The 13,383-nt window shown below is 64.7% G+C and carries 9 protein-coding genes; all 9 read right to left on the reverse strand.

What is annotated here, in order from left to right; all coding sequences use genetic code 11:
- Positions 1–349: 349 nt before the first annotated feature.
- Positions 350–1,357, reverse strand: coding sequence for a glycoside hydrolase family 3 N-terminal domain-containing protein (locus ACRECS_RS11855; RefSeq protein ID WP_431583170.1), 1,008 nt, complete (start codon positions 1,355–1,357; stop codon positions 350–352).
- Between the two features lie 100 nt (positions 1,358–1,457).
- Positions 1,458–2,183, reverse strand: a complete 726-nt coding sequence (locus ACRECS_RS11860; protein WP_431583171.1) for an SPOR domain-containing protein — start codon at positions 2,181–2,183, stop codon at positions 1,458–1,460.
- A gap of 3 nt (positions 2,184–2,186) precedes the next feature.
- Positions 2,187–3,911 (reverse strand): arginine--tRNA ligase, encoded by a 1,725-nt coding sequence (gene argS, locus ACRECS_RS11865; RefSeq protein ID WP_431583172.1) that lies wholly within the window; start codon positions 3,909–3,911, stop codon positions 2,187–2,189.
- Positions 3,912–4,112: 201 nt separating this feature from the next.
- Positions 4,113–5,264, reverse strand: a complete 1,152-nt coding sequence (locus ACRECS_RS11870) for a DUF1501 domain-containing protein (protein WP_431583173.1) — start codon at positions 5,262–5,264, stop codon at positions 4,113–4,115.
- Between the two features lie 3 nt (positions 5,265–5,267).
- Positions 5,268–6,788, reverse strand: coding sequence for a DUF1800 domain-containing protein (locus ACRECS_RS11875; RefSeq protein ID WP_431583174.1), 1,521 nt, complete (start codon positions 6,786–6,788; stop codon positions 5,268–5,270).
- Positions 6,789–6,917: 129 nt separating this feature from the next.
- Positions 6,918–8,081, reverse strand: coding sequence for a deoxyguanosinetriphosphate triphosphohydrolase (locus ACRECS_RS11880; RefSeq protein ID WP_431583175.1), 1,164 nt, complete (start codon positions 8,079–8,081; stop codon positions 6,918–6,920).
- A gap of 29 nt (positions 8,082–8,110) precedes the next feature.
- Positions 8,111–10,369, reverse strand: a complete 2,259-nt coding sequence (locus tag ACRECS_RS11885) for a tetratricopeptide repeat protein (RefSeq protein ID WP_431583176.1) — start codon at positions 10,367–10,369, stop codon at positions 8,111–8,113.
- 151 nt (positions 10,370–10,520) lie between these two features.
- Entirely contained in the window at positions 10,521–12,005 is a 1,485-nt protein-coding gene (ftsZ, locus tag ACRECS_RS11890) for a cell division protein FtsZ (protein WP_431583177.1), read from the reverse strand.
- A 111-nt stretch (positions 12,006–12,116) separates the two neighbouring features.
- A complete protein-coding gene (gene ftsA, locus ACRECS_RS11895) occupies positions 12,117–13,379 on the reverse strand; it encodes a cell division protein FtsA (RefSeq protein WP_431583178.1) in 1,263 nt (420 codons plus the stop codon).
- Between the last annotated feature and the right edge of the window lie 4 nt (positions 13,380–13,383).

Consider the following 13,383-nt stretch of genomic DNA (forward strand, 5'->3'; position numbering starts at 1 on the left):
ACGCAGGTCGTGACAGTGTGACGGCGGACCGGATGCCAAGCGGCATTGCGCCCCGCTCTTTGACATGACTGGAAAATACCCCGCGTTTCCGCGTCGGCTGTTTCAGCAATGACAGCGGTCAGGTCACCGCTGTTATCGCGCTGTCTCACCCCTGTTGTCGCGCTGTTCGACCGCTGTTATCGGGAACAGCGGAAAAGAGATCAAATGATTGGAAACAGACAGAAAATCCTTGCCTTGGATCCAACTTAACAGGGGTGAGTTTTTTTATTGAGTTAACAGCGCAAAACAGTGGGAAAATCCGGGTCCGATAAGAGATGCGACTCGCACTCAGGCGGCGAGGTGATTGGCCTTAAGCCACCGCCAGCAATGCGTCCCGCTTTGCGATCAGCGCCGCCAGATCTCCGTCCGCTCGCACATCGGCAATTGTCGCCATCGCCCGGTCCAGTCGTGCACGCGATACATCGGAGATGTCGCTCAGTCGTCCGGCGATGTCCTCCATCTCGTGCATCCGTCCCCAGCAATCGAGGACGATGTCGCATCCGGCGGCAATCGCCCCGGCCGCCTTGTCGCCGGCGGTCCCGGACAGCGCCTTCATGTCGATATCATCGGTCATAAGCAGACCGTCGAAACCGATCCGCTTGCGGATGATCTCCTCGATCACGATCGGCGACAGCGTGGCCGGACGCTCGGGATCCCAGGCCTGGAACACGATGTGCGAGGTCATACCCATCGGCGCGCCGGCAAGTGCCTTGAACGGTGCAAGATCGATCTCGAGTTCTTCATCCGATGCCGTGACGGTCGGCAGGTGGTAATGCGTATCGACCAACGCGCGGCCATGGCCCGGCATATGCTTGACCACGCCGACCACGCCGCCGCGCTGCAGTCCGTCGATGATCGCCCGCCCCATCGCCGCGACGCGCAACGGTTCGCTGCCCAGCGCCCGGATCGAAATCGCCTCGGTCGTGTCGGGCTGCGCGACGTCGAGCAGCGGCAGGCAATCGACGGTGATACCGACCTCCGCCAGCGTCAGCGCGATCGCCTCGGCATTGGCGCGCGCCGCTTCGATCCCGGAAATCGGGGCAGTTTCGTACAGTGCATCGAATGCCGGCCCGGCGGGAAAGGCCGGCCATTCCGGTGGCTGCATCCGCGCGACGCGCCCGCCCTCCTGATCGATCAGGATCGGCAGATCATCGCGCCCGGCCAGCGAGCGCAGTGCATCGGTCAGCGCGCGAACCTGCGCGCGGGTCTCGATATTGCGCTTGAACAAGATGTAGCCGGCCGGGTCGACTGCGCTGAAAAAAACGCGCTCGTCAGCGGTGATGGTCAGGCCCGACAGGCCGTAGATGACGGGAATCATGAGGAAAAATGGCTCCAGCGCGACGCCCGGATGGCGCGTACGTCATCCCCTATATCAAGCCGCTCCCGTTCAAGGGAGGGGCTTGGGATGCTTTTGGACCCTAGTCATGCGCGACATAGCAATCTTCACCCGCGACCTTCAGCTTGCCGCACAGACCCGACGCCTGGCCGGCGCTGCCGGCATTCACGCGCAGCCGATACACCGTCCGGCCATTGACCTCAGCCTTCTGGACCGATTTGCCGAGCGGCGCGAGATAGGTGAAACGCTTCGAGGTCTTGGCCCAGGCGGCATTGGCAGAGGCCTCGTCGGGGAAGGATCCAAGCTGCACCAAGGCGCCGCCGGACGCCCCGGCGGAAGCGGCAATCGCTGGACCGGTCGGCGCTGCCCTGAGCGCACCGCCCGATGCCGGGACCGCAGTGACCGCCTTGGCTCCGCCGGCGGTCGCGGCATCGGTTTTCGCCTTGGTGCCGGCAATCGGTGCTTCGGGAATCGCATCGACATTGATCTTAGCGTCGCCCGAGGTCGCACCATCGCTGGTCGCAATCGCGCTGTCGCCCTCGCCCTCGACCTTCAGGCCGCCGGGATCGTCGGGCTTGACCTTATATTCGCCCTCTTGCGCATTGATCAGCGCGCCGGTTCCGGCCTCGTCGAGCGTCTTCTGATAATAGAGATAGCCGAAGATCGCCGCGGCGATAATGGCAAGGCCAAGTGCGACGAACAGGACGATCCGGAGCATGCTGGGGCCGTCGTCATAATCCTCATCGACGGTTTCAAGCCAAGGCAGCCGATCTTCGTCGCGGATGTCGAATTCGTTCGACGTCGCCATCTGTCACATCTCCTGGACTGCCTGCACCCCCATGATGCTGAGTCCGTTGCGGATAACCTGCCCGATTGCCTCGGCCAAGAAAAGCCGCGCGCAGGTCAGCTCGGCATTGTCCGCAATCAGGAAACGGCGCGCGGGATCGTCCTTGCCCAGATTCCACGCCGCATGCAGGGATGCCGCCAAGTCATAGAGATAAAAGGCAATACGGTGCGGTTCACGCGCTGCAGCCGCGGTATCGACGATCCGCGGGAACTGCGCGGCGAGCTTCACCAGCGCCAGTTCCTGCGTGTCAAGTTGGGACAGGTCGACCGTGCTGCAGGTGATGCCCGCCTCCGCAACCTTCCGGCCGAGCGAGGCGATCCGCGCATGGGCATACTGCACATAGAAGACTGGATTGTCCTTCGACGCCTCGACCACCTTGGCGAAATCGAAGTCCATCTGCGCATCGGACTTGCGCGTCAGCATGGTGAAACGGACGACATCCTTGCCGACCTCGGTCACCACCTCGGCGAGCGTGACGAAATTGCCCGACCGCTTGGACATCTTGACCGGCTCGCCGGCGCGCAACAGCCGCACCATCTGCACCAGCTTGACGTCGAAGCGCGTCTTGCCGCCGGTCAGCGCCTGCACTGCTGCAACGATCCGCTTGACCGTGCCGGCATGGTCGGCGCCCCAGATGTCGATCAGCGCGTCAGCGCTCTGCGCTTTCTGGTAATGATAGGCGAGATCGGCGCCGAAATAGGTCCATTCGCCCGATGACTTGCGGATCGGACGATCCTGATCGTCACCGAATTTGGTCGAGCGGAACAGCGGCAGCACGACCGGCTCCCAGTCCTCCGGCGTCTCGCCTTTCGGCGCTTCGAGCACGCCGTCATAGATCAGGTCGCGAGCGCGCAGATCGGCCTCAGCCGCCTCGGGCTTGCCCGCTGCCTGCAGTTCCGCCTCCGACGAGAACAGATCGTGATGGATGCCAAGCAGCGCAAGATCGGCCTTGATCAGCACCAGCATCGACGCGACCGCATTCTTGCGGAACAGCGCCAGCCACTCGCCTTCGGGCGCATTGGCGTATTTGTCGCCATATTCCTGCGCCAGTGCTTGCCCGACCGGGATCAGATAGTCGCCGGGATAGAGGCCTTCCGGAATCTCGCCGACATCGACGCCGAGCGCCTCGCGGTACCGCAGGTGCACGGACCGTGCGAGCACATCGACCTGGCCGCCGGCATCATTGACATAATATTCGCGGATCACCTTGTGCCCGGCAAATTCCAACAGGCTGGCCAGCGCATCGCCGACCACCGCGCCGCGGCAATGCCCCATATGCATCGGGCCGGTCGGGTTGGCGGAGACATATTCGACATTGACGGTCACGCCCTTGCCGCGCGCCGATTTGCCGTAATCCTCGCCTTCGTCGCGAATCGCCGACAGTTCCGCCCGCCAGGTATCCTCAGTCAGCGCAAGGTTGATGAACCCCGGGCCAGCCACCGAGACCGTCTCGACTTCGTCGAGCTTGCCGAGTTCGGCAGCGATCTTCTCGGCCAGCGCGCGCGGATTGGTCGCGGCCGGCTTGGCCAGCACCATCGCGGCATTGGTGGCAAGATCGCCATGCGTCACGTCACGCGGCGGTTCGACCGTCACGGCGGCGCGGTCCAGCCCGGCGGGCAGGTCGCCCGACGCAACAAGCGTGTCGAGCGCCGCATCGAGATGCGCGGCGAAACGGGTATAGAGGGTCATGGCTGGTCCGGTCGATGTCAGAGGCGAGCGCGGCCCTTAGCGGAAGCGAGCGCGACCTTCAAATTTTGCCCCATATGGGCAATTCATGTTGCTGGAAGGGTTGGATCGGCGAGGCACAACCCCTTCTTGGTTGAGCCTACGAAATAGCGGTGCCCCGCCGACCCCCTCCCCCGGAGGGGAGGAACTTGTTACAGGCGCCCGTCAGGCGCGCAGCAGCCCCTGCACCACGGGCGTACCCGCTGTATTGGGGAAAAGCGTCATCATCGTGCGAACCGGATCGGTTTCGAAATGGCTTGCGACCGCGCCACCGATAAATGCGTCGAGTTGCATCGTCGGCTTGAGGTCGCGCCCTTCGTAAAGCGCGCGCATATCCAATCCCGGCCAATCTGAAATAACCCGCCCCCCTTTTACGCCACCACCCAAGAGCATCGCTGAACTCGCGGTGCCGTGATCGGTTCCGCCCGTTCCGTTCACCGCGACGGTTCGCCCGAATTCCGTGGCGACCAGCACCATGGTATCGGCCCAGAGTGGTCCCAGGCCAGTCTGCAATGCCGCGATCATCGCATCCAGCCCCTTGAGCTGAGCGCCCAACCGCCCGCGCTGTTGTGCATGCGTATCCCAGCCGCCGGTTTCGATCATCGCGACGCGCGCACCATCGGGGGCGGCAAGCAGCTTCGCGGCCAGTGCGCCGGTCGCGGCAGCGTTGCGGCCATTGTCGCCCGCCAGATCGCTGGTCAGCTTGCGCGTGTTCATCGCTTCGCTCCACAGCGCATGGAGCTGGCTGTCGCCCTCATACAACATGGTCACACGCTGCAGCAGGTCGTCGGACGCGTCGGGCAGGCTGGACGGCGCATAGGATGAAACCTCATGCGGTCCGCGAAGCGCCATCGGCACCGCAGATGCGACCGCGATCGCCCGGGCTTCGCCTGACGGAATCACCCCGAGCATACGGTTCATCCAGCCATCCTTGACCCGATAGGCCCCGGCGCCCCCCGTCTCGAGGACATTCTGTCCGTCGAAATGCGATCGGTCGCGATAGGGAGAGGCGATCGCATGCGCAAACAAGGCCTGTCTCTGCTGGTAGAGCCCACCGACCGTGCTCAGCGCCGGATGTAGCGCGAACAGTGAATCGAGCTTTGCGATGCCATCGAAATCCGTTGCCAGCACGCCCCGCGCGCCGGCAAAGGCAGGGTCGCCGACCGGTGCGATGGTCCCGAGACCATCCGCGGCACCGCGCTGGATGATGAAAACGAAGCGTTTGTCGGTTTCGGCCTTGGCCCAGGCCATACGCGGCACCAACAGCGCCAGCGCGCCAAGCGCACCGCTGCCGATCAGGGAACGACGGTCGATCATGGCCTATCTCCGCATGAATTCCGGGGCGACGAGCAGCAGGGCAAGCGCTTGCCCCGGGCTTTCCGCGCGCGCCAGCGCCTGGGTGGTCGCGGCACCGACGGCAGCGGGGAAAAGTCTCGGCGCCAGTATGCGCGCGTCGATCGCCCCGCCGGCCCGGGTCGCGAACCGTTCGGCCGCCTCGACCCGGCGCATCACTGCATCGGGGCCGGCCCAGCTGGCATTGATATCGTCATAACCGGCGGGTGACCCCGGCCGCCAGATCGGCTGGCCAAGCTGATTAAGCAGTCCGGTGACGACCTGCGGCTGCACGGTCTTCGCCCCCAGTGCACGCATCGCGGAGACCGACCATTCCCATGGCGATTTGAACTTGGGATTCGGCTCGGCCCAGGCTTCGGGCGCAGCAATCAGTGCGCGATAGATCGTCGGCAGATCACCATCCGATTTCAGGAACGCCGCTTCCAGCCGTGCGACCAGTGCCGGCGGCGGCGTGTCGCCAGTGAAGTGCCGCGCGAGCTTGGTTGCAATATGCTTCGCGGTCGCCGGATGCACGGCCAAGTCGGACAGCACCGCCTGCGCCTGTTGCTCGCCTTGTTGCGCATAGCTTGAGCCGATGATTGTCCGCGCGCCCGGTTCATGGATCCGCTCGGCAAAGACGAAGTCGCCCGGGATGCCATCGACCCCGACGGCGCGTGCAACCGGCCCGTTGGTCAGACCCGAGACCGTCCACCCAGTCAGAGCGCGCGCGAATTCGGTCACGTCCGTCTGGGAATAGCCGGTGCGCACGCCAAGCGTGTGCAATTCGAGTATCTCGCGCGCCAGATTCTCGTTCAACCCAAGCTTGCGGTTGGGCCGATTGGCGAAGCGGCCACCGATCGGGCTGTTCGGCCCGATCGATTCCGCTTGGTCGAGATAGAGCAGCATCGCCGGATGCCGCTCGACCGCCGCCAGCATCTCGCCGAACTTGCCCAGCACATGCGGCCGGATCGCCTCGAATTCGAGCAATCCTGACAAGCCGATCACGGTTAGCTTGTCGGCCGACACCGCGAAATGATTGGCCCAGAAATGCACCAGCCGTTCGACGAATGGTGCCGGGCCGGTCAGCGATGAAAGCGCCCGGCCACCCACCGCGGCGACATAATTGTCGCGCCCCTGGCGCCGCGCGAATTGGCGTGCTTGTTTGATAGGGTCCCCGCTGTCGTCGTCCATCTTGTCAACCGCGCTGTCGGCCCTGGCGGGATTATAGCCGGTCATCATGACCTGGCTCTGCGCGGTCATGGGCACCGTCCCATTGGCAGGAGGCACGCGACGTGGACCGGCCGTCGCCCGCAATTGACGCGCTTCGATCAGATAATCCGCCAGTTCGCCCGCAACCTGACGCCGTGCCGGCATGGCGGCGATCGCCGGTGGTCGCGCCTCATAACGATCGAGCTGGTCCAGCAGATATTTGATCGGCTGCTCCGGCACGACATCGTCAGCACGTCCGCCCAGCCCGAAGCGATTCAGTGCAATGCTTGCGTGCGACATCGCCTTTTCCCTGACAGCCCCGGAACAGCAAATACGCCGGTTTTGTCGCAAGAGTGTGCCAGCGATGATTTTTGTCGTTCGTTTCGTACAGCTTGTCGCGAAAGGTCGATAACGGGCTGTGGTCGAAGATCAGAACCCCTCGGGCAAATCGACCGGCCCGACAACTTCGCGATAGCGGGTCACGGCATAGCGATCCGTCATACCGGCGATGAAGTCGGCGATGTGCCGACTGCGCCCCGGCTCATGATCGGGCAGCCGCGAGAACCATGTCTCCGGCATCTGCAAGGGATCGGCATGATAAGCCGCGAACAGACCAGCTACCACACCATGCGCCGCATTCGCCGCCGCCAGCTGACGTGGGTGGTGGTAGAGATTATCGTACATGAAGCGTTTCAGCACGCGTTCGTCCTCGCGCATATCAGGCGAGAAGCCGACCAATTGCCCCGCAGCCCGCACATCCGCCACGGTCTCGATCCCCGCCGCCGCCAGTCGCGCCTGCGTTTCAGCGATCACGTCATTGACCATCGCCCCGATCTGGCCCCGGATCAGTTCACCCGAAAGGCGGGCTTGCGGCACATCGTCGAAGCGTCTGCACGTATCGGCCCAGCCCCGCGCGATCACCGGCACCGCCATCAACTGATCGAGGCTCAACAACCCGGCGCGAAGACCATCATCGATATCGTGATTGTCATAGGCGATGTCGTCGGCGATCGCGGCCACCTGAGCCTCCAGGGACGGCCAGCGCCGCAGGTCGAAGGGAAAGGCCGCGTCCGCTTCGGCCAGTGCCCAGCCCGGCGCGGCGATCGGCCCATTATGCTTGGCCAACCCCTCCAGCGTCTCCCAGGTCAGATTGAGCCCGTTCCAGCGCGGGTAAGGGCTGTCGATCTCCATCAAGGCACGCAGCGTGTTGCCATTATGATCGAAGCTGCCTTGCCCGGCCAAAGCCGCTTTCAAGGCATCCTCGCCGGCATGGCCGAAGGGCGGATGGCCGATATCATGCGCCAGGCACAACGCCTCGGTCAGGTCCTCGTTCAGGCCGAGCGTGCGCGCGATGGTGCGGCCGATCTGCGCGACCTCGATGCTGTGAGTCAGTCGGACACGGAAATGATCTCCGTCGGGCGACAGAAAGACCTGAGTCTTGTGGCGCAGCCGCCGAAAACTGATCGAATGGATGATCCGGTCACGGTCGCGCTGAAACGCGTCGCGCGGGCCACGCTCGGTGCTGCCCTGCTCCTTGTACAGGCGTCCCTTGCTACACGTAGGATCGGAAGCCCAGGGCGCCATGGCCCTCATAATGCCGGAATCACCCTCATGTGCCGCCCTCATTTGCCGCCGAGTCTGGTGACCTTCTGCCCCGCTTCGCTGGTGAAGGTGAAGCCGGAAATATCCGATTTCGCGATCAGGTTGACGAAGGCGCGCGCCTCATCATTGGTCCTGAACGGTCCCGCGAGCACCCGGTTGGTCAGGCGCAGCGGCGTCGTCCAGCCCGATTTACCCTTGAACGCCGCCGGCGCCTTGTCGCGCACCCGTGCCCATTCCTTGGCCAGGCTCGCTTCATTGGCGCCGCCCGCGACCTGGACCCAGATTCGCGATGGCTCGAGAAGCTTGGGATCATTCTTCTTTTTGAGTTCATCGGCCTTTTTGGCATCGGCCAGTTTCTTGTCGGCGAGCTTCTTGTCCGCCAGCTTCTTGTCGGCAAGCGCCTTGTCGTTGGCCTTCTTGTCCGCGGCCTTTTGCTCGGTGAGGGCCTTGGCCCGAATTGCCGCCTCGTCAGGTTCAGGCTTTACGACCGTCACCGGCCTGGACTCGACTCGCGCGGGCGCGGCTTCGGCGAGCTTGACCGGCGCGGCCTCGGATGCCGGTTCAGGCGCGGGTGGCGCCCTGACCAGCTCCACATCGAGTTCGGACCCGGGCACCGTGATATTGGCGATGATCTTCGCCAGGATCGAATCCTCGCCGCGCGCGGCGCCGGGAGGCTGCGGTTGGGCGGCGGGCGTCGCAGCCGCCGCGACTGGCTGAGCCGGCGGGCCCGATACGGGCTGGGACGATGGCACGGGCTGCTCGATCGGTCGTGTGGTGACTGGGACCGGCGCAGGTTGAGTCTGGGGCTGCGCTGAGGGTTGTGTCGCTGCCGGAGCTAGAGGCTGCGTCGCTGCCTGGATTGGAGGGTGCGTCGCAGGCTGGGTCGTGGGTACGCTTTCGACGACGTCGGGACCCTCATCGGTGTCCGGCCCGTTCCCGTCCAGAGCGGGCGGCAATGATTCCGTAGTTTTCGTCTCGGCCGGCATGGGCGCTTGCGTGATCGCCGGCTTGGTCACCCCGGGCGCCGGTCGGGCAATCGCGGGTATAGGCGCCTGATCGCGGCGCGGCGCGGGCACTGCTGTTATCGTCACTGGCCGAGCGGAAGCCATAGCAACTGGGGGCAGCCTGTCCCGCTCGCGTGAAGGTGTTGCCTGCGTGACCTCGGCCCGGCCCGGCATCGCCTGTACGACTTCGGCCCGGGCGACTTCGGCCCGGGCGACTTCGGCCCGGGCGACTTCGGATCGTCCCGGCAATTCCTGCACAACTTCGCGGCTGACCGGCGGGCCGACATAGGCGGGCGGCGCCGGCAATGACACGGGCGGAGTCGTCGTGGCCGTTGCAAGCCGGACGGTATCCAGGCCGCGCCTTTTGTCTTTCTTGTCCTTCTTTCGGCTGCGGCGATCATTCTTGTCGGTCGCGGCCGGCACCGGCGGTCTGATTGTGCTTGCCGCCACCACTGGCCGCCCCGGCTCGGGCTGCAGTGCCGGCATCGGCGGCACCAGCCGTGCGTCCATCGTACGCTGTGCCGACCCGCGAACTTCGCCGAAATGCACCGCGAAGGCGCGATCGACTGCGCCGAGTTGCGGCAAGCGCTGGAAAAAAGGTTGCAGTCCCTGGGCAAGACCGCCCGGCATCATGCTCGTCGCGATCCGTTCGGCGCCCGCCGCGTCGCCCGTCATGGCGAGGATAAAGGCGCGCGCGCGCCATGCCGCGCGATCGCTGCGGCGGAGCAGCGGATCGAGCTGTGCCAGTGCTTCATCGCGCCGTCCGGAAATGCCCAGCGACAGGGCGTAGCGCCGGATCGTCTCATCGACCGGCCCGTCCTTCAAGGCGAGGCGATAGTCGCGCTGCGCCCGCTCCTGCTCGCCGATCAGGTCATAGGCCATGCCGCGATCGGCGGCGAAGCGTCGCACATCGCCCCGAAACGATTCTGCTTCGGCAAAGCGCCGCAGTGCTTCACCCGGTCGGCCGCCCTGGACCAGCAACGTCCCCTGCCCCGCCTTGATCCGCGCATTACGCGGGTCGATCCGTTCGGCACGCGCAAAAAAGCCTGCCGCCGCAGTGGCATCGTCGAGTTTCAGCGTCAGTTCGCCGGCACGGATCAGCGCATCCAGATCGCCCGGATTGGCCGCCAGCAGCCGCATTTCCGACGCGAGCGCATCAGCATCCGGCGTCGGCGCCTGAACGATGGCATATTGCGCACATACAGGAGTGACGACCGCCGCCAATGAGATGGCGAGCGCAAGCATTGCGGTTTCGGAACGTCGGAGCAATCGCATCAGCCGGTCAGCCTAGACGACGGGTTCGCTGAACCGGCGATGTCCGGCGGCATTATCGCGCGCCGGGCCGACGCGAACCGGCGGTGAACCGGCAGCGTCGGTGGCGTCGCTGTCGATTCCCGCGCGCGAATGGCGCTCGGGTAAGGACAAGTTACTGATTATTCTGGCGATGCAGGAACCGCGGGATGTCGAGCGGATCCTTGTCGGCTGGCTCTTCTTCCCGCGCAGCGCCGCGCGAGGCGCCGGACATGCGTTCGAACAGCGTTCCGCCCAGCTTGACGCGTGGTGCAGGCGGCGGTGCCGGCACATCCGCAACCGGCTCTTCGGCCTGCGGCGCACCAGGCGACAGCCAGCGGCGGCGTGCACCACCATCGCTCGCCGCGCCAACATCCTTGGCCGGCGCCGCATCGGCCGGAACGTCTTCGCCGAACACCGGCAGCGGCGCCGCTTCGCTCGTTTCGTCCAAAGCGGTCACTTCGGTCTCGCTGCCCAGCACCAGCTCATCGCTATCGGTTGTATCGCTATCGTCGGTTGCAAACGACTCGGCGACCGGCTCCTCGATCGGAGTTTCCGCCGCGAGAGGCGCGACGATGACGGGCTCTTCGGTCTTTTTCGGTGCCGAGAAAGTAAAGGCGCGCGATGCAGGGGCAGCGGCTTCGGCCGGGCGCGCGCTCGCTTCGATACCGGTCGCAACGACCGACACGCGGATCTTGCCTTCGAGCTCGGGATTGAACGCCGAACCCCAGATGATGTTGGCGTCTTCGTCGACCAGTTCGCGGATATGATTGGCCGCCTCATCGACCTCGAGCAAGCGCATATCGTCGCCGCCGGTGATCGATACAATGACGCCCTTGGCGCCCTTCATGCTGACGCCGTCGAGCAGCGGGTTGGCGATCGCCTTCGACGCCGCCTCGATCGCGCGATTGTCGCCCGACGCTTCGCCGGTGCCCATCATCGCCTTGCCCATTTCCTGCATCACCGAGCGCACATCGGCGAAGTCGAGGTTGATCAGGCCGGGCATGACCATCAGGTCGGTGATGCCGCGCACGCCCTGCTGCAGCACCTCGTCCGCCATCTGGAACGCTTCCTTGAAGGTGGTGTTCGCATTAGCAACCAGGAACAGGTTCTGGTTGGGAATGACGATCAGCGTATCGACATATTTCTGCAGTTCTTCGATGCCGGCTTCAGCCGCCTTGGCGCGCCGATTACCCTCGAACGCGAATGGCTTGGTAACCACACCGACAGTCAGGATGCCCATGTCGCGCGCCGCCTTGGCGATGACCGGGGCAGCACCGGTACCGGTGCCGCCGCCCATGCCGGCGGCGATGAAGCACATATGTGCGCCTTCCAGCGTCTTGACGAGCTGGTCGATCGTTTCTTCGGCCGCGGCACGGCCGATTTCCGGCCGGCTGCCCGCACCGAGACCCTGCGTGATCTTCGCGCCGAGCTGAATGCGATGTGGTGCTGTCGATTGCTTCAGCGCCTGCGAGTCGGTGTTCGCGACGAGAAAGTCGACGCCCTGCACCTCCGCACGCATCATGTTGGCAATCGCGTTGCCGCCTGCCCCGCCCACGCCGATCACGGCAATGCGCGGCGTCAGTTCGTCAACTTCGGGCGGAAGAAATTCGATGCTCATGCGCCTGTCTCCACTGCGCTTCAAAAACCCCGAAGCGCCATTTACTCTTGTCCGTTCTGCACCATCGCTTGCGGTGGTTCCAGCGCGAAAGATACCACGTGTCGTATTTCTTTAATAATTAGCCCGAGCCATCGCGATCAAGCGTCGAATCACCGCAAAACCCTTTGGCCGGTGAACCGTCGTTTGTCCGTTGGACAGTTCGCGCAGGTCGACCGGGTCGGACGCGGCATAGTAAGCCAGTCCTGCCAGAGTCGCGAATGCCGGACCGCTATGCGCCTCGGGCAAGGCGGTCAGCCCGCGTGGGCGGCCGATCCTGACCGAGCGCCCCAATGCCTGCTGCGCATAGTCGGCAATGCCCTTCAATTCCGCGCCGCCGCCAGTCAGCACGACCTGGCGCCCGACCGGTCCGGAGAATTTCAGGTCGACCAGCGCCTTCTGCACTTCGCCGATCAGATGGTCGAGACGCTGGCGGATCACCGCGATCAATTGCGCGCGGGTGATGCGGCTGCCTTCGCGCACATCGTCCTCGGCATTGAGCGGCGCAACCTCGATCATCTCGTGATTGTCGCGCGGTGACGCGTTGGCCGAACCGTAGAAGCACTTCATCCGCTCAGCCTGGGCCGGCGTCATGCCGAAGGTCGACGCGATGTCGCTGGTGATGTCCGACGCGCCGAACGGGATTGAGGTCAGCCCGACCAGCATTCCCCCGGCGTAGAGCGAGACATTGGTCACGCCCGCGCCCATTTCGACCAGCGCCACGCCAAGCTCGCGCTCATCGTCCGACAGGCAGGCCATGCCGGTCGCGACCGGCGACGCGATGATCGACTTCACCTCAAGATGCGCATTGGCGACGCAAAGGCCGAGATTGCGCACCGGCGATCCGTCGGCGGCAACGACATGGATATGCACGCCGAGCCGGTCGGCATGCAGGCCGAGCGGCTTCTTCACGCCGGTCAGCCCGTCCAGCGTGTAGAGCGCGGGCTGTGCATGGAGTACCATGCGGCCGGCCGGATCGATCGATTCCCGTCCCGCCTGCAGCAGCGCATCGATATCCGACTGCTCGACGCGGTGACCGCCCAGTTCGAACTCGATCGACGCGACGTCCGACACCAGTCCGCCGGCCGAGAAACTGACCCAGACATTCTGGATATTGACCCCGGCGATCCGTTCCGCCTGTTCGACCGCTTCGCGCACCGCCGCCTCGGTCGCGTCGGCGTCGGCGATATAGCCGCGCTTGACCCCGCGGCTTTCGCGCTGGCCGGTGCCGAGTACGATCAGCTCGCCGCCATCTCCCTTTTGCGCGATCATCGCCGACACTTTCGACGATCCGATGTCGAGTGCGGTGATCAACCCCTCCGGTGTTACTTTCGCCATGCCT

This window comes from Sphingomonas sp., assembly GCF_050725575.1.
Lineage (GTDB): Bacteria > Pseudomonadota > Alphaproteobacteria > Sphingomonadales > Sphingomonadaceae > Sphingomonas.